Annotated in this window: 19 protein-coding genes; 6 read left to right on the top strand and 13 right to left on the bottom strand. The window is 70.9% G+C overall.

What is annotated here, in order from left to right; translation table 11 throughout:
• Window positions 1–140: 140 nt before the first annotated feature.
• From H343_RS0123960 to H343_RS0123945, 4 genes are all read right to left on the bottom strand, one after another.
• The gene (locus tag H343_RS0123960) at window positions 141–944 is read right to left on the bottom strand and encodes an amino acid ABC transporter ATP-binding protein (protein ID WP_028433194.1); all 804 of its coding nucleotides are present in this window, start codon (window positions 942–944) and stop codon (window positions 141–143) included.
• A gap of 6 nt (window positions 945–950) precedes the next feature.
• Window positions 951–1,736: an amino acid ABC transporter permease gene (locus tag H343_RS0123955; protein ID WP_037904924.1), complete on the bottom strand. Its 786-nt coding sequence runs from the start codon at window positions 1,734–1,736 to the stop codon at window positions 951–953.
• 80 nt (window positions 1,737–1,816) lie between these two features.
• On the bottom strand, window positions 1,817–2,614 hold the full coding sequence (locus H343_RS0123950) for a basic amino acid ABC transporter substrate-binding protein (protein WP_028433192.1): 798 nt from the start codon (window positions 2,612–2,614) through the stop codon (window positions 1,817–1,819).
• Window positions 2,615–2,810: 196 nt separating this feature from the next.
• Complete coding sequence (locus H343_RS0123945) at window positions 2,811–3,590, bottom strand: alpha/beta fold hydrolase (RefSeq protein WP_028433191.1); 780 nt, start codon at window positions 3,588–3,590, stop codon at window positions 2,811–2,813.
• 404 nt (window positions 3,591–3,994) lie between these two features.
• On the opposite strand from H343_RS0123945, the gene H343_RS32590 reads away from it, so the two are divergent.
• Together H343_RS32590 and H343_RS0123935 are read left to right on the top strand one after the other, a co-directional pair.
• Window positions 3,995–5,362 (top strand): pyridoxal phosphate-dependent aminotransferase, encoded by a 1,368-nt coding sequence (locus H343_RS32590; protein WP_051265940.1) that lies wholly within the window; start codon window positions 3,995–3,997, stop codon window positions 5,360–5,362.
• A gap of 116 nt (window positions 5,363–5,478) precedes the next feature.
• Window positions 5,479–6,699: an FAD-dependent monooxygenase gene (locus tag H343_RS0123935; protein ID WP_028433190.1), complete on the top strand. Its 1,221-nt coding sequence runs from the start codon at window positions 5,479–5,481 to the stop codon at window positions 6,697–6,699.
• 168 nt (window positions 6,700–6,867) lie between these two features.
• On the opposite strand, the gene H343_RS32585 is transcribed toward H343_RS0123935, so the two are convergent.
• The 8 genes from H343_RS32585 to H343_RS35030 form a co-directional block, all read right to left on the bottom strand.
• Window positions 6,868–7,698, bottom strand: a complete 831-nt coding sequence (locus tag H343_RS32585; RefSeq protein WP_078506074.1) for a branched-chain amino acid ABC transporter ATP-binding protein — start codon at window positions 7,696–7,698, stop codon at window positions 6,868–6,870.
• The gene (locus tag H343_RS32580) at window positions 7,677–8,606 is read right to left on the bottom strand and encodes an ATP-binding cassette domain-containing protein (protein ID WP_051265937.1); all 930 of its coding nucleotides are present in this window, start codon (window positions 8,604–8,606) and stop codon (window positions 7,677–7,679) included. The genes H343_RS32585 and H343_RS32580 overlap by 22 nt, the downstream gene beginning before the upstream one ends.
• 73 nt (window positions 8,607–8,679) lie before the next feature.
• On the bottom strand, window positions 8,680–10,719 hold the full coding sequence (locus tag H343_RS32575) for an ABC transporter permease subunit (protein ID WP_051265934.1): 2,040 nt from the start codon (window positions 10,717–10,719) through the stop codon (window positions 8,680–8,682).
• A 1-nt stretch (window position 10,720) separates the two neighbouring features.
• Complete coding sequence (locus tag H343_RS0123915) at window positions 10,721–11,926, bottom strand: ABC transporter substrate-binding protein (protein ID WP_028433189.1); 1,206 nt, start codon at window positions 11,924–11,926, stop codon at window positions 10,721–10,723.
• 58 nt (window positions 11,927–11,984) lie between these two features.
• Window positions 11,985–12,392 (bottom strand): roadblock/LC7 domain-containing protein, encoded by a 408-nt coding sequence (locus tag H343_RS0123910; protein ID WP_028433188.1) that lies wholly within the window; start codon window positions 12,390–12,392, stop codon window positions 11,985–11,987.
• Window positions 12,392–15,028, bottom strand: coding sequence for a nitrate- and nitrite sensing domain-containing protein (locus H343_RS32570; protein ID WP_051265931.1), 2,637 nt, complete (start codon window positions 15,026–15,028; stop codon window positions 12,392–12,394). The genes H343_RS0123910 and H343_RS32570 overlap by 1 nt, the downstream gene beginning before the upstream one ends.
• An 832-nt stretch (window positions 15,029–15,860) precedes the next feature.
• Window positions 15,861–16,127 carry a DUF3817 domain-containing protein gene (locus H343_RS0123900; RefSeq protein ID WP_028433187.1) on the bottom strand — a complete coding sequence of 89 codons (267 nt, stop codon included), beginning with the start codon at window positions 16,125–16,127 and terminating at the stop codon, window positions 15,861–15,863.
• A gap of 5 nt (window positions 16,128–16,132) precedes the next feature.
• Window positions 16,133–16,705 carry a hypothetical protein gene (locus tag H343_RS35030; RefSeq protein WP_028433186.1) on the bottom strand — a complete coding sequence of 191 codons (573 nt, stop codon included), beginning with the start codon at window positions 16,703–16,705 and terminating at the stop codon, window positions 16,133–16,135.
• 123 nt (window positions 16,706–16,828) lie between these two features.
• On the opposite strand from H343_RS35030, the gene H343_RS0123890 reads away from it, so the two are divergent.
• The 3 genes from H343_RS0123890 to H343_RS0123875 all read left to right on the top strand — a co-directional run bounded on the left by H343_RS0123890 (window position 16,829) and on the right by H343_RS0123875 (window position 20,152).
• Complete coding sequence (locus H343_RS0123890) at window positions 16,829–17,194, top strand: helix-turn-helix transcriptional regulator (protein ID WP_028433185.1); 366 nt, start codon at window positions 16,829–16,831, stop codon at window positions 17,192–17,194.
• Complete coding sequence (locus H343_RS32565; protein WP_037904922.1) at window positions 17,191–17,904, top strand: permease prefix domain 1-containing protein; 714 nt, start codon at window positions 17,191–17,193, stop codon at window positions 17,902–17,904. Before H343_RS0123890 ends, H343_RS32565 begins: the two co-directional genes overlap by 4 nt.
• A 652-nt stretch (window positions 17,905–18,556) precedes the next feature.
• Window positions 18,557–20,152 (top strand): peptide chain release factor 3, encoded by a 1,596-nt coding sequence (locus H343_RS0123875; protein WP_028433184.1) that lies wholly within the window; start codon window positions 18,557–18,559, stop codon window positions 20,150–20,152.
• 306 nt (window positions 20,153–20,458) lie between these two features.
• Here the strand turns inward: H343_RS0123875 and H343_RS0123870 are convergent, their stop codons facing one another.
• Entirely contained in the window at window positions 20,459–20,857 is a 399-nt protein-coding gene (locus H343_RS0123870) for a MerR family transcriptional regulator (RefSeq protein ID WP_028433183.1), read from the bottom strand.
• A gap of 420 nt (window positions 20,858–21,277) precedes the next feature.
• Between H343_RS0123870 and H343_RS0123865 the strand changes: the two genes are divergently transcribed.
• The gene (locus H343_RS0123865; RefSeq protein WP_078506073.1) at window positions 21,278–22,795 is read left to right on the top strand and encodes a SulP family inorganic anion transporter; all 1,518 of its coding nucleotides are present in this window, start codon (window positions 21,278–21,280) and stop codon (window positions 22,793–22,795) included.
• The last annotated feature ends 98 nt before the right edge of the window (window positions 22,796–22,893 follow it).

Genomic DNA, 22,893 nt, shown 5'->3' with positions numbered 1-22,893 from the left:
GTGCGTTCCGTCACTTGGCGCGGCGCGGCTGCTTCCCGGCGGAGGTGTCCCGCAGCCGCAGAGGCCACGCCGGAACCGTACGGGGCATGGCTGCCCACCCAGGAGTGTGCGCGGGCCCCGCACGGGAGTTGCGGGGCCTGTCAGGCCGGTGGCGCGCCGTCCTCGGCGACCTCGGCGACCTCGGCGGCAGCCGGATCGAGCACCCGGGAGAGGAAGGTGCGGGTGCGCTGGTGCTGCGGGTCGCCGATCACACGCTCCGGGGTGCCCTCCTCGACGATGACGCCGCCGTCCATGAAGACCACGCGGTCCGCGACTTCGCGGGCGAAGCTCATCTCGTGGGTGACGACCATCATCGTCATGCCCTCGTCGGCGAGACGCCGCATGACGGCGAGGACGTCGCCGACGAGTTCGGGGTCCAGGGCGGAGGTCGGCTCGTCGAAGAGCATCAGCTCCGGGTCCATGGACAGGGCGCGGGCGATGGCCACCCGCTGCTGCTGGCCGCCGGAGAGCTGGGCCGGGTAGACGGACTCCTTCTCGGAGACCCCCACCCGCCGCAGATTGGCCCGGCCGATCCGCGCGGCCTCGTCCTTGCCGCGCCCGAGGACGCGCCGCTGGGCGATGGTCAGGTTGTCCAGCACGGACAGGTGCGGGAAGAGGTTGAAGCTCTGGAAGACGATGCCGATGCGGCGCCTTACCCGGTCGATGTCCACGTCGGGGTCGGTCAGTTCGGTGCCGGACAGGGCGACGGTGCCCGCCGTCGGCTCCTCCAGGAGGTTCACGCACCGCAGCAGCGTCGACTTGCCCGAGCCGGACGGGCCGATGACGCAGACGACCTCACCGGGGCGCACCGTGAAGTCGATGCCCTTGAGAACCTCCAGCTCGCCGAAGGACTTGTGCAGCCCCTCGACGCGGATCGCGGCCTCGTCTGCCTTGTGATCGGTCACCTTCGGTCACCTGGCCTTCGCGGTACGGGCCTCGAGCCGCCGGACCAGGTGGCCGAGCGGGAGGGTGATGATCAGGTAGCACAGACCGGCGACGAGGATCGGGGTCAGGCTGCGGTTCTCGTTCAGCGCGTCACGGCCGAACTTGGCCAGTTCGTACTGGCCCAGGGAGAGGCCGAGCAGATAGACCAGCGAGGAGTCCTTGGTCAGCAGGATCAGCTCGTTGGTCAGCGGCGGCAGGACGATCCGGAACGCCTGCGGAATGACGATCGAGCGCATCGCCCGGCCCTGCGACATGCCCAGTGAACGGGCCGCCTCCACCTGGCCCTTGGGCACCGCCTGGATGCCGGCCCTGATTGTCTCCGCCATGTAGGCGGCGCCGACGAGGCCGAGGGCGAGCATCACGGTGACGTACTGGTTGATGACGACCTGGAAGGCGATCGGGACGCCGAAGCCGAGCGCGATGAAGACCAGCAGCGCCGGCACACCGCGGAAGAACTCGATGTAGCCGATCGCCAGCCACCGGTAGGGCGGCACCGACGACAGCCGCATCAGCGCCAGGATCAGGCCCAGCGCGAGGCCGAAGCCGAACCCCAGGAGGGTGTAGACGACGGTGTTGACCAGGGCGGTGGTGATGATGTCGGGGAACTGGGCCTGCGCGACGTCGAGATCGAAGAAGGCGCGGCGTATCTCTCCCCAGTTCGCGCCGAAGGCCACGGCGGCCACGACGAGAGCCAGCACCCCGTACTGGACGCCCCGGACGGCCCGCGTCCGCTGCCGGCGGGACATGGACATGTGGTGTGCAACTCCTCAACTGCTGTCTGTGCGGCGGCGGTTCCCGGTCCTCGGGCCTGATCGGGGGCCGGGCCGGGGGCCTACTTCTCGGGCGCGGTGCCGAACCACTTCTTGTAGATCTTGTCGTACGTGCCGTCGGACTTGGCCTTCTTCAGCACCTCGTCGATCTGCTTGCGCAGTGCGGAATTCCCCTTGCGTACGCCGAAGCCGTACTGCTCGCCGGTGTCGAACTCGGCCGTGACCTCCGTGTCCGGGTTCGTCTTGACGTAGTCGTAGAGCACGCCGTTGTCGTTGATGCCCGCGGCGACCTGGCCGGACTTGACCGCGGTGAGCAGCAGGGCGACATCCTCGAACTGGACCAGTTCGACGTCCTCGGGGGCCTGCTTCTTGGCGTACTCCTCACCGGTGGTGGAGGCCTGGACACCGAGCTTCTTGCCCTTGAGGTCCTTCAGCGAGGAGTACTTGGCGCCCTTCTCGGCGATCAGGGCCTGAGTGGCCTCGAAGTACGGCGCGGAGAAGTCCAGGTTCTTCTTGCGCACGTCGTTGATGGTCATGCCCGCGGCGGCCACGTCGCACTTGTTGGCGTTGAGGTCCTCGCCGGACTGGATGCCCTCCCAGGGCGTGTCCACGATCTTCTGGTCGGCCTTGAGCTTCTCGGCCACCAGGTCCATCACATCGACGTCGAAGCCGACGACCTCGCCCGACTTCTTGAACTGGAAGGGCGCGTAAGGCAGATGGGTGCACACCGTCAGCTTGTCCTGCGCGACGAGCTGCACCTCCGATCCTCCCCCGCCGGAGGACTTGGTGCTGGTGCAGCCAGCCAGCAGGCCGGACGCCAGGACAAGGGGGAGAGCAACTGCGGCCGGACGAAGCGTGATACGCGCAGACACCTTCGAGCCTCCAGGAGGGTTGTTCGGCGAAGCCGCACCCGAAAGGGCGAGTCGCGCTGAATCCTCGCATCACGTGCCAACGTTGTCGCTGGTGAAAGAGTTGCGACCGGATAACGAGTCCCGGGCGGTCCCATCTGCCCGGCGCGGACCGTCTGCTCGGCGCGGACCGTCTGCTGTTCCGGGGTCAGTTCGCGAGCTCGACCCGCGCGACCCATTCGGTGAGCAGGGCGCGCAGTAGTTCCGGTTGCTCGTGGGGCAGGGCGTGTCCCGCGTCGTCGAGCACGGCGAGCGAGGCGTGCGGGTAGCTCTCGGCGAGGTCCGTGGCGGCGGCATACCCGACCGTCGAGTCCAGCCGTCCCGCCACGACCACTGCCGGGCCCGGATAGGGCGGCGCGTCCTCCGCGGTGAGCTCCCACCGCTCGCCGATGCGCGCGAGCGCCGCCTCGTCCACGAGTGCGGCGGCCGGGGCGACGTGACGTTCGTACCGTTCGAGCATCTCCGGGGTGCGGATCACGAAGTAGCTCCGGAAGACCTCGTCCCCGATCTCTCCCGGCCCGGCGACGGCGCGGTGCTCCGGGACGTCGCGCAGTCCCGGCAACAGCGGGCACACGAGCGCCAGGCCGGCGACCCGCGCCGGGTGTCTGTCGGCCATCGCCCGCGCGTAGTACGCGCCCGCCGAGTGCCCGATGAGGAGGTGCGCAGTCCCTCCGGTGACCTCGTCGGCGAAGCTGAGCAGCGTCTCGAGGACGCCTTCGGCGCTGCGCAGCGTCTCGGGAGCGTCCGTCCGGCCCATGCCGGGGAGGTCGGGATAGATCCGCCGCAGACCCGCCACGTCATCGAGAGCCGGCTCGAAGCAGGACTCGGCCTCGCGGTGGTCGACGCCGGCGCCGTGGAGCACCACCGCGGGCAGACCCCTCCCGTGCTCCACGTAGTGGACCGTCACCGGGCCCGCTCGCATCTCCATTCCCGCATACTGCCAACGAACTCCGGCTCAGGGCACCGGCCACGCGGGGGCGCGGTGCGAACACCTCCTCGACCGGGGCGGCCGCAGTGGCGCCCCAGTACGGGCGTCCGGGGGCGGACGGCAGCACGGGTGCGGTCCCGTCCGTGGTCTTCACGCCCGTGGAGCTGAAGTCCCTTGTCGCAGACGGGACTTCGGCATGTGCATCGCCGGTGCCGAGCCGGCCCGCGGAGGCATTGACCCGCCGCTCACAGATCGCCCTCGCCGGGTTCATGATCTGACGTGTCAATGACAAGCTCGCGCCACAGTCAACGGGGGTCGGTCGTGTCGTCGCAGAGCAAGCGCACCGTCCTGCCGTGGGCGAGACCTTCCTCCCGCAACGACCGATCTCTCAGGAGCGCACCACGATGCAGTCACTGCAGGACATCGCCGGGCCGTCCGACCTCGCCAGCCCCTACGGCGACGTGCCGCTGCTGCGCGGCCACCGCGATCAGGGCCACGACCTGTCACGCGTGCTCTACCTCTCGCTGGGCGAGACCTGGCAGGGCCCGCCTCCCGGCCTGCTCGCCGCACTCGGAGACGTGCCCGCGCACGCACACGGCTACCAGCTCACCCCCTACGGTCTGCCCGCGCTGCGCCGCGTCCTGCGCGACTACGTCACCCGCACCCACCGCCTGGCCGAAACCGCCGTGCTGGGCGAGGACTTCGAGGTGGCCGGGACCGCGGGCAGTACCCGCTCCGCCATGCGGGACTTCGGCCGCCTGCTGACCGAGGAGAGACCGGCGGCATCCGCGCCGCCGATCGCCCTGTGCGCCTCACCCGGCTGGGACTACCCGGGCGTCCTCGCTCCGCTCGGATACGAGATCCGGCACTTCGGCCTCACCCCCGAGGGCGGATACCAGCCGGACGCACAGGAGGTGGAGGAGGGCCTTCGCCGGGCCCGCCGGGACACCAGCGGTGCGGTCCTGCTGATCGTCAACGCGCAGCACAACCCGAGCGGGGCCAACTGGAGCGCCGGCGCCGTGCGGAAGATGGTGCGGGCCGCGCTCGCGTTCGACGCCCATGTGCTGGTGGACGACGCCTACTACGCCGTCCACGACCCCGCCGTCACACCCACGCCCGCGCTGCGCATCCTGCTGGAGGAGATCACGTCACTCCCGCCGGGGGCGGAGCGTCCCCGCTGGCTCGCCACGAGAAGCATGGGCAAGCAGTTCAACTGCAACGGGTGGGGAGTCGGGGCCGCCGTCGCGGCGCCCGACACCCTCGAGAACCTCTACGCCCGGCTGCTGCCCCAGCACACCTACACCACGGCCGTTCCCCTCCAGGCAGCCATGGCCGCCTGGCTGGCCGACCCCGCCGCCGAGACCCACCTCGCCGAGCAGCGCGCCGCCTACGCCGTCACCCGCGCCGAAGTCGCCGAGCGGATTCGCCGGGACCTGCACTATCCCGCGGACTCGTTCGTCGCCGGAGAATGCGGCCCGTACCTGCTCCTGCCCGTACCGCCCTCGTACTCCTTCCCGGGGGCGGGCGGCTCCCACGGCGACTTCCGCCGGCACTGCCTCGAACATGCCGGAGTGCTCCTGGGGGAGGGGCACATGAGCACGCCGGGCCGACCCGTACGGACGTCGCAGGACGTCGTCCGCATCTACCTCGGCGTGGGGTCGCAGGTCCTCGCCGCCGCCCTGGAACGGATGGCGCAGGCCGGGCTGGGCTGGCACGGCTCCGGCCCGTCCACCCGCCTGTCTGCCACCGCCGCGCGTACCGCCACCCGCTGACCGGCAGCGCGGAGCAGGCCCGGGGAGGCAGGCACACGCCGCACACCCCGCCGTCCACCCGCCCCCGGCCGTGTGCGAACCTCACTCTCCGGTCGGCGAGTTGGGGAGCGCGTCTCATGGGTGGAGTCAGGGTCGCCGTGGTCGGCGGCAGCATCGCCGGCTGCGCGATGGCACTGGCGGCCTCCCGCGGCGGTGCGGAGAAGGTGACCGTCTTCGAGCGGGCGGGCGGTGAACTGCGCGACCGCGGCGTCGGTATCGGTGTGCACAACGACCGGTTCGACGAACTCGAAGCCGCCGGCTACATGACACGGGACATGCCCTGGGCGCCGCTGTCGCGACGGCTGTGGACCGTGCGGGACGGTGCCAGGGACCTGGGCCGGAGCCTGACCACCCAGCCCTTCCCCTTCCGCGCGTACAACTGGGGTGCGCTGTGGGGCGAGTTGCGGCGGCGGGTCCCCGACGGCACGGACTTCCGCACGGAGACCCAGGTCGCCCGGGTGGCCACCGAAGCCGACCGGGCAACCGTGCGTCTCACGGACGGCAGCGAGGAGGACTTCGACCTGGTGATCGGCGCGGACGGCTACCGCTCGGTCGTCCGGCAGGCGATGTTCCCCGAACTCGCCCCCGCGTACGCCGGTTACCTGGGCTGGCGCGGTACCTCACAGGCACCCGCGGATCTGCCCCCCGGCGGGGACGAGGAGGCGCGCGTCGTCGTCTTCCCCGGCGGCCACTGCATGATGTACCTGATACCGGACCGGAACGAGGGGCACCGCATGAACTGGGTGCTCTACACCCGCCCGCCCGCGGACTCCGGCCTCGACGCGGAGCTGCGCAGCCCCACCTCGCTGCCGCCGGGGAAGGTGACCGCGGAGCTGACGGCGTATCTGCGCAACCTCGTGGCGGAGCACTTCCCGCCGTACTGGGCGGAGTGCGTGCTGCGCAGCCCTGAGGAGCGTACGTTCATCCAGCCCATCTACGACCTGTCGGTACCGCACTACGCGCGCGGGCGGCTGCTGCTCGCCGGGGACGCGGCCACGGTGGCACGGCCGCACATCGGAGCCGGCAGCGTGAAGGCCCTTCAGGACGCCGCGGCCCTGGAGAGGGCATGGCGCTCGGGGGGCAGCCGGCGGGAGATCCTGGCAGCCTACGACCACGGCCGCAGCCTCGTCGGCGGTCAGATGGTCGGCCTGGCGCGTCGGATGGGTGAAGCGCAGGTCGTACGGACGCCGGACTGGTCGGCCATGCGGGAGGCGGACTTCCACGCCTGGTGGGAGGAGCAGAACCGTGGCTCGGCGCCCGGCGGCAGCCTGGGCGGCCAGGCACTGCGCCGCGACTGACCCGGGCACGGCCGGACCTGAGACCTCCGCGGGAGCGTGTGCATGCTCCTCGGACGGCGGCGAGCCCGGACGGCGCATCCGCAGACCGGGCGCCGCCCGGGGCAGGGGAGGGGCGGTGAGCACCGCTCCGGCAGCCGAGCTGTCGGGCGGTCGGGCGTCGGGCGGATCTCAGGGAAGCCGGTTCTCCCCGGCCCGCCCGGACCCCGTCCGTTCCCGGGGGGCGCTCGTCGCCGACCCGAGCGGCCCGTCGGCGGCCGCAGTGGTGGGCGTCAGCTCCAGTGCGGCATGCAGCGCGCCGGGATCGGCTCGCAGCGGACCTGAGTCGAGCGGCTCGGTGAGCCGTCCGGAGGTCAGCACGGTGACCGTGTCGGCGCACTGGACCGCCAGGGTGGGGGAGGGCGAGACCAGCAGTACGGAGATGCCCTGCCGGGCGAGGGTGCCGATCAGCTCGCGTATCTGACGCACCACCACCGGCGCCAGGCCCTCGGTCGGCTCGTCCAGCAGCAGAACCCGGGGGGTGCCGAGCAGAGCACGGGCCAGTGCAAGCATCTGCTGCTCGCCGCCGGACAGGTCGGCACCCCGGTGCCTGCGGCGTTCGCCCAGCCGGGGCAGCAGCTCCAGCACCTTCTCCGGCGTCCAGGTCCGCTCCCCGCGAGCGGCACGGCCGGCGCCGCCCTTCTCCGTGCGCGGCGGGCGGTACGACAGCCGCAGGTGCTCCGACACCGTGAGGCCGGCGAACACCCGCCGCCCCTGTGGCACCAGTCCGATGCCCGCGCGCGCGACGTGGTGCGCGGCCCGGCCGCCGACGTCCCGCCCGTCGACCCGCACCGAGCCGGCGCTGGGACGCAGCAGACCGGCCACGGTGTGGACGAGGGTGGTCTTGCCGGCGCCGTTGTGGCCCACGACCGCGTGCACGGTGCCGGTGGGCACGGTCAGATCCAGCCCGTGCAGCACGGTTCCGCCGCCGTAGCCGGCGGTCAGTCCGGTGAGTTCGAGCATCCGTGGTCATCCTCTCGCGCCGGTACGGCCGCAGGGCCGCTGCGTGCCGGCGCCTCGACGGAGGCGGGGACGGTGTCCAGATAGATCTCGCGGACCTCCGGGTCGCTGAGCGCTTCGTGCGTGCTGCCGCTCACCAGTACGCGGCCGGCTGCCAGCACCGTGACGGTGTCGGCGAGTTCGGTCACCACCTCGATGTGGTGCTCGACCAGCAGCAGCGCGACCTGCTCCGGGATGTCCCGGAGCAGGCCGACCAGACGGCCGATGTCGCGGTCGGTCAGCCCGGCCGCCGGCTCGTCCAGCAGCAGCAGCCGTGGCTGCCCGGCCAGCGCGGCGGCGAGATCGAGCATCCGGCGCCGGCCGTGCGGGAGCCCGCCCGCCGGCTGGTCCGCGACCCCGGCGAGGCCGACGGCCTCCAGCCGGTCCATGGCGAACTCCCGCAGCCGCCGTCTGCGTGACGGCCGCCGCCAGGCGGCCCTGCCCGGGGGATGATGCCGCCAGCCGGCCAGCACGATGTTGTCCACCACGGACAACCCCGCGATGACGGAGGGCTGTTGGTAGCTGCGGGCGATGCCCAGCCGGCTGCGCCGGGCGGCCGCCACCCGGGTGATGTCGGTGTCCGGCGGGGCGGGGACACCGTCGGGGTGGCCGGCGCCCCCGGCTCCGTCCGTGCCCCCGGCTCCGTCCGCGCCCCCGGCTCCGCCTGCGCCGACGGACCGGTCCGCGGCAGCCAGCAGGATCCGGCCGCTGTCCGCACGTTCGGTGCCGGCGATGAGGTTCAGCAGGGTGGTCTTGCCCGCGCCGTTGGGGCCGATCACGGCGTGGCGGGCGCCGGCGGGCAGCCGCAGGCTCACGTCGTCCACGGCGGTGAGACTGCCGTAGCGGCGGGTGAGGCCGCAGAGCGTCAGCACGGAATCACCACCCGGCGCGGTTCGGGACGTCCGGCCGTGGAAGTGCCGCGGCAGGACCGGCGGTGGTCAAGTGTCATGGGGTGCCCCTGGGTTCCGGGAACCAGCGGTTGTGGACGGCCTGGCGCAGCCCGGCGAGGCCGTGCGGCAGCAGATAGACGGTCACGACGAAGAGCACGCCCAGCAGGAACGGCCCGTGGCCGGGCCAGGACGCTGAGAGCCAGTCCCGGATGAAGACGATGAGCCCGGCGCCGAACATCGCGCCGAGAACCGAGTGGGTTCCGCCGATGACCGCCGCCAGCAGTGCGAACGCGGCGATCTCGAAGCCGACGTCCGCCGGTGAGACGTACGCCTGCACCGTGGTCAGCAGTGAGCCCCCGATGCCCGCGAGGGCTCCGGCACCGATGTAGGCGAGCAGGAGGTAGCGGGCCACCGGGTGGCCGGAAGCGCGCATGCGGGCCTCGGCCTCACGCGTACCGATCAACAGCGTCCCAGCGGGCGAGCGCAGGAAGAAAAGGGTGAGGGCGATGGCGCAGGCAGCCACCGCGAGACTGTAGTTGTAGGCGGGACTCTCGTCGATGAGCGGTTCGCCGCCCCACAGCGCCCGGGTTGGCGGAAAGCCGATGAGCCCCTCGGTGCCGCCGGTGACGGACTTGAGTTCGCCCGCCGCGACGACGGTCAGCTCCCCGATGGCGAGGGTGATCATCAGTACGGTCGTGCCCCGGGCGCGTATCACCGCGGGCGAGGTGACCAGCGCGAACAGCGCGGCAGCCGTCGCGGAGAGAAGCACCTGGACCGGTCCCACCGTCCAGCCGGCGTCGGCGAGCAGCGCCGTGGCATAGGCGCCCACGGCGAACGGAGCGGCCTGGCCCAGAGTGGGAAGACCCGCGTAGCCGGTCAGGACGGTGACGCTGACCGCGAGCAGCCCCAGTGCCAGCGCGTAGCCGACCAGCGAGAGGGCGTAGGGGGACAGCAGCACCGGCAGCGGAATGAGAGCGACCAGGAGCAGGAGCGCCGGTGCCGTCTGCCGGGCCAGCCGGCGGACCGGTCCGGAGGCCGGCCCGGTGACCAGTGCCGTACGCCGCGAGCCGGTGCTCCCCTCCGGCCGGCCCGGGCTCTGGGTTCCCTCCACCGTCGGTGGTGCCGGCTGCAGTTGCGCGGAATCCGGCCGTGGCTTCCGGGCGGGGCCGAGCCGGCGCAGCAGCCGGGCGACCGGGCCGGTGGACGGTGCTTCGGCGTCGTGGCCGGCGGTCTCCGGTAGCGCGCTGCGGTGCGCCCGTACGGTCAACACCAGGGCCATGGCGGCGAAGAGCAGGTACGGGGCCCAGTCGGAGGCAACCGAGACCCCGAGGGTCTGCACCTGGCCCACGGCGACGGCGGCGAACAGGGTGGCCCACAGGGAGCGCAGCCCGCCCAGCACCACGACCACCAGCGACAGCATCAGCACCGTGTCACCGGTGCCGGGCCCCGGGCCGATGATCGGCGCGCCGAGCACCCCGGCGGCCCCGGCCAGCGCCCCGGCGGCGGCGAGCACTCCGGCGTGCACGGCCCGCGGGCTGCGGCCGGTGGTCGCCAGCATCTGCGAGTCGTCCGCCGCGGCGCGCACGGCCGCCCCGGCGCGGGTACGGGTCAGCACCCAGGTGCCGAACGCCGCGAGCAGCAGCGCCATCACGATGAACCCGAGCCGGTAGGCCGGGTAGCGGTGCCCGAGCAGGTTCACCGACGTGTTCAGCGCCTCGGGTATCCGCACGGGTATCGCGTCGGAACCGAAGTACTCGATGAGCAGGTTGCCGCCGATCAGCGCCAGCCCGAAGGTCAGCAGCGCCTGGGCGAGATGGCCGCGCCGCACCAGCGGAGCGGTGAGCACCGCCAGCAGGATCCCGGCGGCCCCGGCGAGTGCCGTACCGGTTGCCAGGCCGAGGAACAGGCCCTGCCAGGTGCCGTCGCTCAACTCGGCACCCGTGTAGGCCCCGATGGCGTACAGCGTGCCGTGGCTGAGGTTCAGCACACCGGCCGTGCCGAAGGCCAGGCTCAGACCGGCGGCCACGACGAACAGCAGCAGCCCGTAGGCCACGCCGTCGACCGCCGGTACGAGCTGCGCGTCCAGTACGTCCACGTCAGCTGCCGAGCGTCGGCAAGTCCTTGACCACGACGTTGGCCAGTTGCTTGCCGTCGGGGCGCACCTGCCGCAGGTACCACTGCTGCACGGGTGTGTGCGTCTTCGAGCTGTACTCCCAGATGCCGCGCGGGCTGTCGATCTTGCCGAGGCCGGCGATGGCCTTGTTGATCGTCTCGGAGTTCACCTCGCCCTTCTTGGCGGCTTCCCCGATCGCCTTGTCCAGCGTGGCCGCCGCGTCGTACGAGGCCTCCGCGTAGCTCGTGGGGGGTGCGTCGTGCTTGGCCGTCCAGTCGGAGACGAACTTCCGGTTGGCGTCGTTGTCCAGGTCGGCGGAGTAGTTGAGCACCGAGTAGATGTCCTCGGCCGCCTTGCCCTGTGCGGGCAGGGTGGAGCCTTCGGTGAGGAACCCGGGGGAGTACAGCGGGAGATCGGCGACATCGGACTCGGCGTACTGCTTCACGAAGTCGATGGCGGCCTTGCCGGCGTAGAAGCAGTAGATCGCCTTGGCGCCGGACTGGGCGATCTTGGAGAAGTACGGCGCGAAGTTGGTGGTCTTGGGGAAAGGCGTCCAGGTTGTCCTGCCGTCCGGATTGGCCAGTTCGCCGCCGGCCTTGTCGAAGGCCGTGGTGAAGCCGCGCATCTGGTCGTGGCCGCCCTGGTAGTCCGGGCCGATCGCGTAGACCGGGCCGTTCACCGTCTCCTTGACGTGCTCTGCGATGGCCGCACCCGCCTCGTCCGACATGAAGCTGGTGTGCCAGACGTATTCGCCGTCCTTGACCGGGGGACGGGCGTTCGAACCCACCAGCGGGATCTTGCCGCGCTGTACGAGGGGAAGCACAGCCTTGACGGTGCCGCCGCCGGTGAGGCCGGTCAGGATGTCGATCTGGTCCTTCTGGATCAGCTTCTTGGCCGCCGGCAGTGCCGTCGGCGGGCCGTCCCCCTCGTCGGCGACCTTCAGGTCGATCTTGCGCCCGCCCAGCTCGCCGTCGTGGGTGTCCAGGTACAGCTTGAAGCCGTCCCGTGTCTCCGTGCCCACCGGCTTGTAGATGCCGGACAGCGAGGCCAGCAGGCCGACCGTCACGGTGCCGTCGTCGGAGCTGCTTTCTCCGCTGCACCCCGCGGTGGCGGTCACCGCGAGGGTGAGGGCCACCGCGCAGGATGTCCGTATTCTTCTGACCCGTGCTGTACGTGCGTTCTTGAACATTCGAGGACTCCGATGGATCGGTGTGGCGGGGTGAACGGGGATACGGCGGTGGAGCGGCTCAGCGGGGCGCGGCCTGGCGGTCGTCGTCCCGGGCCTCGGGCGACAACGCGTCTCCGACCTGGTTGATCAGCTCCGACATCATGAAGCTGACCTCCCCGATGTCCGCCTCCCTCGTGGTGCACACCAGCAGCGACGCGCCCCCGGAGACGGCCATGGAGAACATGTAGCCGCCTTCCATGGCGGTCAGGCTGTGCTCCACGGGGTCCGTCCGCGTCAGTTCGGCGGCCCCGGAGAGCAGGCTGACGATGCCGGACGCGATCGCGGCCAGCCGGTCGGCGTCATCGCGGGGGACGCCGGTGAAGGCGAGCGCCAGCCCGTCCACGGAAACGGCGACGGCTTGGGTGACTTCCGGAAGCCGCCGTGCGAAGTCGCCCAGCAGCCAGTTCAGATCGATCGATCGGCTCATCAGGTATTCCGTTGAGTGTCGTCGGCATCGCCATTCGCCGAACCGCGGGGGTTCGAGGGGGCAGAGCGCTCTCGGCGGCTCGTGCTCCTGTTGATGCCTTGCGAATATGCGGTCAGGACGTCGGAGATCTGGCGGGAGTCCCTGCGGCGGGGCGAGGAGCGAGGCCTGGACGCGGTCGTCGATGCCTCTGAGCCGTCACCGCCGTCACCGCCGTCACCGCCGTCACCGCCGTGGCTCCGGGCGCGGGCCGGGCGTTGCCCGTCCGGCTGCTTGCGCTGCCGTACGGGCAGTCCCGCGGCGCTCACCCCGGCGGTGTGCGCGGGCCCCGGTTCGGACCGTGTTCCGGAGTGCTCCTGGGCACCCTGCGGACTGGGCGCCGGCTCCTGCGCCGCGGACCCGGACCCGCTGTGGGAACGCTGCCCGAACGGTGGACGGGTGCCGGGTGGCGGCACCCTCCCCAGCAGCGTGGTCCCGTCATGGGCGCGAGCGGTCTCCCGGCTCTCCTCGCCGGCGGAGGCGCTGTAGTCGTGGTGGCTCTCGGCCGTGCCACTCGCCCAGGCGTCGGCCCGCTGAGGCATCGACCGGCCGCGCCCAGCCGCGCTCCTGGGCACGTCGAACACGGACGGTCCGCTGTCCCGTTCGGCTCCTCGGGCGGTCCCGGCGGCGAACTCGGCCGCCCCGGCCTCGGAAGGCGCCCCGTCCGTACGGCCGGAGCGGGCACCGGTCGGCAACTGCGGCGCCCCGTGCGGGGGATCGGCACCCAGCACACCGGCGGGGAGCATGACCTCGGCGATGGTGCCGGGGCTCTCCGAAGCACGCAGCTCGACCGAGATGCCGTGCCGCGCGGCCAGTTGCGCCACGACGTGCAGACCCATGGACCGCACGCCCCCGACCCGCTGCTGCGGTTCGGAGAGGAGGGAGTTGAGTTCGGCCCGCCGCTCGGGCTTGATGCCCACACCGTCGTCGACGACCTGAACGACGGCGCGGTCCCACAGTCGCCAGGCCGCCACTCCGACACTGGCCTCCGGCGGCGAGTACCGGGTCGCGTTGTCGAGCAGCTCGGCCAGGATGTGTGCCAGGTCGTGCACGGCGCGGGCGGCGATGTCGATACCGGACTGGACGACCCCGGTCTCGACCCGGTTGAACTGCTCGATCTGCTGGGCCGCCACCATGATCACCGTGGAGCACGGCACATCGCTCGTGCGTGCCCGCCCGTGTCCTGAACCGCCCAGCACCAGCAGGTTGTTGGTGTTGCGCTCCATCCGGTTGGCCAGATGGTCGAGCGCGAAGAGCAGCTTCATCCGTTCCGGGGTGGCCTCGTCGCGCTGCATCACATCCAGCTCGGAGACCATCACGCTGGTCAGCTGCGCACCACGGCGGGCCACGGTCACCAGCGTCTCGGCGAACTGGTCCTGCGCGTCGGACTGCTCCGCGGCCAGCCGTACGGCCTCATGGTGCACGGAGTTGAACGCCTCGCCGACCTCCCCGATCTCGTCCTCGCCGGTCGTGGTCACCGGCTTGCCCGCCCGCTGGGCGACCTGATCGGGCGTGGCACCGCTGAGCGCGCCCGGCTGGGAGAGCTCCGCGGTGACCTCGGGCAGCCGCCTGTACGCCATGTCGTTCGCGGCGTCCCGCAGGTCCTGCAGCCTGCGGATCATCACGCGGCCCAGACGGAAGGCGACGAAGACGGCGCCGACCAGCGTCAACAGCACCAGGAGCGCCTGGCCGGCGGCCCACCAGATCAGCTCGGTGCGCTTGTCCTCCACCGTGCTGAGGACGGAGTCGTCGATCCTCCGCTCCACCGAACGCTGCAACGACAACCGGTGCGAGGTCGCGTCCAGCCAGGTGTCGGCGGAGACGGAGAGTTCGGCGTTGGCCGGAGTGCGGCTCACCTCGTCCTCGAGCCGCTGCGCCACCAGAGCCTTGGGGCCGTAGACGCCCTTCTCCAGCCAGGTACGCCATTCCTGCGGACCGAGGTCGAACATGGTGCCCGTCGACTCGGCGTATCCGAGCCGGGTGGCCTCGAAGGTGCGCTGTGAGACGGGGGTGAATCCCCCTCCGGCCAGCGCCTGCAGCACCGTCACCTGCTGCTGGCCCATGTGCTCGGTGGCTTCGGAGAGGGCGGCGCCGGCGCGGATCTCGTCGGCGATGTCGGCGTCCACCCCCTGGGCCTGGGCGATGCCTTCGCGGTACGCGACCAGGTCGGCGATGACGATCCGATAGCTGAAGGTCAGCGCGGAGAGCGAGCTGCTGCCCGAACGCACCTGCGCGTGGAGGGTGGGCAGTTGCTTCAGGGCCCGGTCGATGCGACCGAGTGCTTCCTGAGCGTTCTCGGGTACGTCCGACAACTGGCCGCGCTCGGCACGGAAGTTGTCGGTGCTCTCGCCGGTGGCGTTGATCGTCTTACGGAAGCCGGCTTCGTCGCCCTGACCGGTCACCAGCGCGGTGGCAGCCGTACGTTCACCTTGCAGCCTGTGCGTCAGTTCGTTGGCGGCCGCGGCGGCTTCGACCATGTTGGCCAGCCGGTGAGCTTGCAGCGCCTGCTGCCCCGAGGGGGCAAGAGCGAGCACGGAGAAGGTGACGGCCACCGCGAGCGGGACCGCGACCAGCAGAACGAGCCGGCGGTAGATTCTCACTGCGTGGCTCCGTCAGTTGGTCCGAGGATCAAATGCCGGTGACACGCGGATACCCGGCGGATTGGGCAGGCCACTGGGGGCGGGTATCTCGCTGCAATGACAAGGGGCGAGCCGCAGGAGCATCGCGCAACACTCTGGCATGAATAAGGGCAACCTTCGGAATTTGCAGGGCGATTCGAACGCCCACGTCAACCGGCGGGCGGGCCGGACCGTACCACCGGCCCCGTCGGGGCTCGGATGGCGACTTGCAACTGCTTGCCGCAGTGCCTGTCCAGCCGGGGCATTGTGCAAGTTCGATGAGAGGTGTCGACCTCTCATGCCGCCGGCCAGGCGGCACATTACCCCGGCCACGAGACCGGGGGCCATTCAAGATCGTCCCGCTCGGTGCCGGGTCGTGCCCATATATCCCGTTGCGAATTTGTCGAGCGCCCACAACTTCACAACGCCGTGTCACATGACGCCGAGTCAGAGGGTTTCGATGCCGCCGCTTATGCATCGCTCATGCAAAGGCCGTCCGCAAAGCGGAGTGACATATTCCCGAATGCCCCGGCCATTCCGGGCACGGATTCTTTCGTATGCGGCACCGGGCGTCGGCAGGTGCGCGATTTGCATCGTGGTACCGGTTGGATTTCAGGACCGGCAGAAACGGGCGAGGAGTCCCCGGCAGTCCAGTCCTGTTGGGCGCGGACCGTCCGGACGCAGTGGGGCCCATGCGGCAGGTGCAGTTTCATGTCACGCAGGAACCGCGCCGAGTGCCGGCACGAGTGATCCTGCGAGGAGGGGCGTGCCGGCCGGGGAATCGCCGGCCGGGCGGCCGGAGCGAACGGGCCCCTCAGCGGGCCGGTTTCAACTGCGGCTGCCGTTCGATCCGCCGCAGCGCGAGCAGCCCTCCGACGCCGGGTACGAGGGTGAGTGCGGTGACGCCGGGGACGGCGAGAGCGGGGGTGAGCCGCACGGCGAGAATGGTCGTCAGGTAGGCCGTGCCGTGCACCGGGCCGCCCATCGAAGTGATCACCGCGGTGTGCACGGTGACGAGGTTGATCAGCAGCAGTGTGAGTGAGACGGCCTCGACTGTCGCCGCGATCCGCAGAGTGCGCACAGGGATCACACTCCCGTGGTGGAGCCGGGACGGACGATCATCAGCACGACGACGGTCGCCCAGAGCAGGTTGAAGATCCCGGTGGTCATGGAGAGCCTCGCCGCTGCCGAGCGTCGCGCCTCTGCCTTGCTCGTGCCGACTGCGGCACCGCGTGTCGTGCCCGTGCCCCTGTCCGTTTCCGCGCCCGCTTCCACGTCCGTGTCCGTGCCCGCTTTCGTGCCCGCTTTCACGTCCACCGGATCGTCCAGCAGCCGCTGCTGTCCGGGCAGGATCGCCGTCAGCAGGACGGCGGCGGCGATCCCGGTCAGCACGATCGAGGCCAGCAGCCAGGGGTCGGTCAGCACGCCGAGCTGTGCGCCGGTGGCAAGTCCGAAGACCGGTACGGCGATGCCGAGGACCGTGTAGCCGCGGCAGATCCTGTGCAGCAACGCCGCGGTGCGGATGTCGTGGTCGCGCGTGCTTTCGCCGTCGGGTTCGTGCGGTCCGGCGTAGCGGGGGAACATCGAGGCCGCGACCGTGACGGGGCCGATCGCCAGGATCGCCGCCAGAACGTGCAACGACAGCAGCAGCTTGGTCATCGGTGTTCCCTTCAGGATTGCCTGGCAATAGGTTGGCTACCAACTTAAGAATGAGTAGCACGCCTCAGGTCGGTTTGGGTAGGCGGCCTACATGTCCCCGACCCACGTGTAGGCTGGCTACGCATGAGGCAGGATGCGGTACGCGGACACTTGGACGGATTGCTTCTGGCGGTCCTTGAACCGGCCCCGCTGCACGGCTACGCGATCATCACCGCGGTGCAGGAGCGCAGCGGTGGCGTACTCGAACTGCGCACGGGCACCATCTACCCGGCGCTGAACCGGCTGGAGCGGCTCGGCCTGCTGCGCAGCAGCTGGGAGGCCGTGGGTCAACGGCAGCGGCGCTGTTACGAGTTGACCGACGCGGGGCAGCGCCACCTGGCCAAGGAGCGCACGGCCTGGCGGGACTTCACCGAAGCGATCGGTTCTGTCCTCAACCCCGCGCATCCCGCGTATCCCGCGCAGACCCGGCCGAACGGGCTGGCGACATGACCACGACGGGTGAGCGGACCGGGGGCGCCGAGCCCGGGGGCCGGAACGATCCCGTCGAGGAGTACGTCACCACGCTGGACGCCGCCCTGCACGGCCCCGCCCGGGCCAAGTCCCGCATGGTCGCGGAAGTCCGCGACGGACTGACCGACACGGTGGCGGCGCTCAGACACCGGGGCGTGCCGTACGAGCACGCGACCCGCCAGGCGGTGAAGGAGTTCGGCCCGGCCGACGACCTGGCCGAGAGCTGTCAGCGCGAACTGACCATCGCCCAGGTCCAGCACACGGCCCGCGCCGTGGCCCTCACCGCCCCCTTCCTGATCGCATGCTGGTACCTGGCGCAGAACGCCGGTGACATCCACGACTCCCCGGTGCAGCGCACCGCGCGGCTGCTCGCGCTCCACCTGGCCTCGGTCTCCGGCCTCGCGGTCCTGTTGGCGGCGGCGGCACTGGCCGCCACCGGCACCCTGGCCCGCTGGCTGCCGACCCCCCAGCGGCTGCCCCTCACCGTCGCCTGGACGGGCACCACAGCGAGCGTGTCCATGGCCGTCGCCACCCTCGCCCTCGCCACCGCCTCACTGCTCGCCGAGAACTGGCCGCTGACCGGGCTGGCTTGCTGCCTCGCCGCGCTGTCCCACGCCGTCATCGCGAGCTCGGCCCGGGCCTGCCGCCGGTGCGCGCGCCTGCCGCCGGTGCGCTCCCTGGCCCTTTGACCGAGCCGTCAACCCGACCGAGCCGTTCAACGCCCGGAGCCGTTCGACGCGGCCCGGACCGGGCAGCGGTGCCCACCACCGCTCCTCGTACCCGGCATCCGGTGTCCGCCTTATCGGCGAACTTCCCACGGTTTGCAACCTTTCCCTGACGTGAGAGTAGGGTTCTGAGCTGAAGGGGATGGTGGAGGTGGCGGCGCGGAAGCCGACGGGGAGCGGTGAGGTGGCCGGGAGAACCGGGCTGTCCTTGCGTACGATCCGGCACTACGGGGAGGTCGTGGTGGTGCGCCCGGCCGAGCGGAGTGAGGGCGGTTCCGGCTGTGTTCGGAGCCTGAAGTCCGTCGGCTTGGAGCTGGTGCGGCGGATGGCCTCCGGGCTTCTGCCCGGAGACCTCCGGCTTCCGTCTGGAGGATGGGCGCTGTCCGGCGGCGATGCTGGAGCTGCTTCCGGGCACGGCCTCCTGTGAGCCCCTCTCGGATGAGAGCGCGTATGAGGAAGTGATGGGCAGATTGCGCAAGTACTGGCAGGAGACGGACGTGCGGTGTGAGGACCTGCGTGCGGAGCCGGCATCGGCGGAGGCGTTCACGCGTCCCCCGCACGGTCGTCCGGCGCGGCTGACCGGGGCCGCTGCGCGGTGCGGTTCCGGGGTGGCCCGGTGACGGCGGTGGAGGTGGGTGCTGAGGCGGCCCGTCGGCGTACGTTCGCGGTCATCAGTCATCCGGATGCGGGCAAGTCCACGCTCACCGAGGCGCTCGCTCTGCATGCCCGTGCGCTGACGTCGGCCGGTGCGGTGCACGGCAAGGGCGACCGGAGGGGGGTGGCGTCGGACTGGATGGAGATGGAGAAGACCCGGGGGATCTCGGTGACTTCGGCGGTGCTGCAGTTCGCCCACCGCGGGCAGGTGCTGAACCTGCTGGACACTCCCGGGCACGCGGACTTCTCCGAGGACACCTACCGGGTGCTGGCGGCCGTGGACTGCGCGGTGATGCTCATCGACGCGGCGAAGGGGCTGGAGGAGCAGACGCGCAAGCTCTTCGACGTGTGCCGGCACCGCGGGATCCCGGTGATCACGTTCATCAACAAGTGGGACCGTCCCGGACGTGAGGCGCTGGAGCTGCTGGACGAGGTCGAGCGGGAGTTCCGGCTCAAGCCGGCTCCGGTGACCTGGCCGGTGGGCATCGCGGGGCATCTGCGCGGCCTGATCGATGTCCGGGAGCCCGGGCGGATGCTGCGCTACACCCGCACGCCCGGCGGCACCAAGGAGGCGGTCGAAGAGCAACTCACGGCTGAGCGGGCCGCTCTGGAGGAGGGGGCGGACTGGGAGCAGGCGGCCGAGGAGCTGGAGCTGCTTCAGGGGACGGGGGCGGTGCACGATCAGGGGGAGTTCCTGGCGGGCAGGAGTACTCCGGTCTTCTTCGGGGCGGCGGTCTCCAACATCGGTGTACGGCTGCTGCTGGACGCGGTGGTCGACATGGCGCCGGCACCTTCGGCCCGTCCTTTGGAGGGTGGCGGACATCGGGCGGTGGAGGCGGACTTCGCCGGTCTGGTCTTCAAGGTCCAGGCGAACATGGACCGTTCGCACCGTGACCGGATCGCTTTCCTGCGGGTGTGCTCCGGGGTCTTCCAGCGCGGGTCGACGGTCACGCGGGCCCAGGGCGGCAAGCCGTTCGCGACCAAGTACGCGCACAGCGCGTTCGGTCAGGACCGCTCCTCCGTGGAGACGGCCTATCCGGGCGATGTGGTCGGGCTGGTCAACGCCACGGCACTGCGGGTGGGCGACACCCTCTATACGGGGAAGCGTGCCGTCTTCCCGCCGATGCCGACCTTCGCGCCGGAACACTTCGCCGTGGCGCGTCCGCTCGACATCGGGCGCTCCAAGCAGTTCCGGCGCGGCATCGCGCAGTTGGACGAGGAGGGTGTGGTGCAGGTGCTCACCTCCGAACTGCGCGGGGAGCAGTCGCCGGTGCTGGCCGCCGTGGGGCCCATGCAGTTCGATGTGGTGGCGCACCGGATGGAGCACGAGTTCACCGCGCCGGTGAGGCTGGAGTCGCTGCCGTACCGGCTGGCACGGGCCACCGACAAGGCGGGTGCCGAGGCGCTGAACCGGTCCCGGCTGGTGCAGGGCGAGGCCATGACCCGTACCCGCGACGGGCGGTGGCTGGCGCTCTTCCCCAGCCGCTGGCAGGCCGGTTCCTTCGAGCGCGAATTCCCCGGCTCCCCGCTGGAACACCTCATCGCCGCCCACGAATAGCACCGCACCAGGAGAGGAGAGCGCGCCGGGGCCGTGCCGGCGGCGCGGTTCCGGCACGACGGGGGTCCGGGCCGGAACCGCAGCGGGCCGGTAGCTCACCGGTCCAGGACGGGAACCCGGCCCACCGGTCCCGATACTCTCACATGATGTGAGGGTTGCAAGGCCCCGGTTCCTTCGCCGTCTGCTCTGTCGAGGACATGGCTCCACGCGCGAACCCACCCGGCGTCGCGGACCGCTGACGGAGCTGCTGAGGCAACTCCCCGTGAGGCGTGCCCCCGTGAGCCGTTCCCCCGTGAGGCCGGCCGTTCAGCCGGCGTCCTTCAGTCTGCGGCGCAGCGTGGCGGCGAAGTCTTCGGCGGCCATCAGCTGGGCGCGCAGCGTCTCACAGCGTGCGTCGGCCACTTTCCGATAGGTGTCCAACCGGTCGCGCAGTTGCTGCAGTTCGCTCTCGTCCTGGTCCTCGGTGCTGAGCCGGTCCGTGATCTGCAGCAGGTCGCGCATCTCCTCCAGCGAGAAGTCCAGCGGTTTCATTCTGCGGATCACCATGAGCCGGTCGATGTCGGACTCGGTGTAGAGCCGGAAGCCGCCTTTGCTGCGTGCGGAGGGGGTGACGAGACCGACGTCCTCGTAGTGGCGGATCGTGCGCAGTGACAGACCTGTTCGTTCGGCCACCTCGCCGATCTGCATCCGGCGGTCCGTCGCCATCGGCACACGCTCTCCTTCTGGGGCCCTGTGGGCGGCCCTGTCGATCTCTGGCAGATGTCGGTCGGTCTGCTGTCCGAGGAGGCGGAACCGCACGGCAGTGCGGCCTGTGTCGCACGGTTCACAGGTGCCCCGGATGAAGTCGCCTCTCACGTCAGGGTAGAGTTGCGTTCGCGGGTGGAGCCCCGCTTCGCTTCCCGGCTCCCTCACGAGGGGGTCACAGACCTTCCGGGCAATGATGCCCGACCTCGCGGCCCTGAGAGCCGCCCCCCTTCTGGACTCCGTCCCGGAAATGAAGTCCGCGCCGGGTGCCCTGAGACGGCTGCGCCCTCCGGCCGGGAGAGCGTCCTCCGCTCACTGCGGAGTTGACGTAGAACGCTCGACGCGCGCGATCCGCTCGCGCGCCTGAACAGAAACGGATGCATGTCCGCTGAAACACCCGCGGCCAACGGGCCGCGCATGTCCCTGCACCGGCTCGGCCGGCCCGACTTCCTCAGCTCTTCGAAGGTCTTCCGCACCGAGGTGCTGGCGGGTCTGGTCGTCGCTCTGGCGCTGATCCCCGAGGCGATCTCCTTCTCCATCATCGCGGGGGTCGACCCGAGTGTGGGGCTGTTCGCCTCCTTCACCATGGCGGTGGTCATCTCCGTGGTGGGCGGCCGCAAGGCGATGATCTCCGCCGCCACGGGCGCCATCGCCCTGGTGATCGCACCGCTCAACCACGAGTACGGGCTGGGACATCTGATCGCCGCCGTCATCCTCGGCGGCGTGATCCAGGTCGTACTGGGCGCTGTCGGCGTGGCGAAGCTGATGCGGTTCGTACCGCGCAGCGTCATGGTCGGCTTCGTCAACGCCCTCGCCGTCATGATCTTCATGGCGCAGGTGCCGGAGATGACGGACGTGCCGTGGGCGGTCTACCCGCTCATCGCGGGCGGCCTGGCCCTCATGGTCCTCTTCCCCCGGATCACCAAGGCCGTGCCCGCGCCGCTGGTCTCCATCGTCATCCTCACGGTGATCACCATCGGCGCCGGCATCGCGGTGCCGACCGTGGGCGACAAGGGCGCGCTGCCCTCCTCGCTGCCGGTGCCGGGAATCCCGGACGTGCCCTTCACGCTGGAGACCCTGACCGTCATCGCCCCCTACGCGCTGGCGTTCGCGCTGGTCGGGCTGATGGAGTCGCTGATGACCGCCAAGCTCGTCGACGACCTCACCGACACCCGCTCGGGCAAGACGCGTGAGTCGATCGGGCAGGGCGTCGCCAACATCGTCACCGGCTTCTTCGGCGGCATGGGCGGCTGCGCCATGATCGGCCAGACGATGATCAACGTGAAGGCGTCCGGGGCCCGTACCAGGCTGTCGACGTTCCTGGCCGGTGCCTTCCTGATGGTGCTGTGCATCGCCTTCGGCCCGCTGGTCTCCGGCATCCCGATGGCCGCGCTGGTCGCGGTCATGGTGCTGGTCTCCGTGGCCACCTTCGACTGGCACTCCATCCAGCCGGGGACGCTCAAGCGCATGCCGGTCTCGGAGACCGTCGTGATGGCGGTGACGGTGATCGCCGTCGTCGCCACCCACAACCTGGCCGTCGGCGTGGTCGTCGGCTCGCTCGTCGCCATGGTCGCCTTCGCCCGCCGCGTGGCCCACCTCGTCAACGTCTCCGGTGTCGTCGACCCCGACCGCAAGCAGGCGGTCTACGCGGTCACGGGGGAGCTGTTCTTCGCCTCCTCCAACGACCTCGTCTACCAGTTCGACTACAAGGGCGACCCCGACGAGGTCGTCATCGACCTCTCCGACGCCCACATCTGGGACGCCTCATCCGTCGCCGCCCTCGACGCGGTGGAGACCAAATACGCGGCCCGCGGCAAGAAGGTCACCATCGTCGGCCTCAACAAGCCCAGCGCAGCCATGCACGACCGCCTCGCCGGACAACTCACCGACGCCCACTGAAGCACGCACGCCCTTCCCCCTTCCACCCGGGACGGGGAGGGGCGGCGCACTCCTCGACGGCCGCGCCTTCGGCAGGGCAGACGAACCGGGCCGGAATC

This window comes from Streptomyces sp. TAA204 (assembly GCF_000424965.1).
The sequence above is the reverse complement of the archived record's forward strand: the minus strand, read 5'-3'. Positions and strand labels throughout refer to the sequence as shown.

What these genes read in the sequence shown, in the direction of transcription:
- H343_RS0123955 (WP_037904924.1), bottom strand. Translation starts at nt 1,736, where the DNA reads ATGTCCATGTCCCGCCGGCAGCGGACGCGGGCCGTCCGGGGCGTCCAG.
- H343_RS0123945 (WP_028433191.1), bottom strand. Translation starts at nt 3,590, where the DNA reads ATGGAGATGCGAGCGGGCCCGGTGACGGTCCACTACGTGGAGCACGGG.
- H343_RS32590 (WP_051265940.1), top strand. Translation starts at nt 3,995, where the DNA reads ATGCAGTCACTGCAGGACATCGCCGGGCCGTCCGACCTCGCCAGCCCC.
- H343_RS0123935 (WP_028433190.1), top strand. Translation starts at nt 5,479, where the DNA reads ATGGGTGGAGTCAGGGTCGCCGTGGTCGGCGGCAGCATCGCCGGCTGC.
- H343_RS32585 (WP_078506074.1), bottom strand. Translation starts at nt 7,698, where the DNA reads ATGCTCGAACTCACCGGACTGACCGCCGGCTACGGCGGCGGAACCGTG.
- H343_RS0123915 (WP_028433189.1), bottom strand. Translation starts at nt 11,926, where the DNA reads ATGTTCAAGAACGCACGTACAGCACGGGTCAGAAGAATACGGACATCC.
- H343_RS0123910 (WP_028433188.1), bottom strand. Translation starts at nt 12,392, where the DNA reads ATGAGCCGATCGATCGATCTGAACTGGCTGCTGGGCGACTTCGCACGG.
- H343_RS35030 (WP_028433186.1), bottom strand. Translation starts at nt 16,705, where the DNA reads ATGACCAAGCTGCTGCTGTCGTTGCACGTTCTGGCGGCGATCCTGGCG.
- H343_RS0123890 (WP_028433185.1), top strand. Translation starts at nt 16,829, where the DNA reads ATGAGGCAGGATGCGGTACGCGGACACTTGGACGGATTGCTTCTGGCG.
- H343_RS32565 (WP_037904922.1), top strand. Translation starts at nt 17,191, where the DNA reads ATGACCACGACGGGTGAGCGGACCGGGGGCGCCGAGCCCGGGGGCCGG.
- H343_RS0123870 (WP_028433183.1), bottom strand. Translation starts at nt 20,857, where the DNA reads ATGGCGACGGACCGCCGGATGCAGATCGGCGAGGTGGCCGAACGAACA.
- H343_RS0123865 (WP_078506073.1), top strand. Translation starts at nt 21,278, where the DNA reads ATGTCCGCTGAAACACCCGCGGCCAACGGGCCGCGCATGTCCCTGCAC.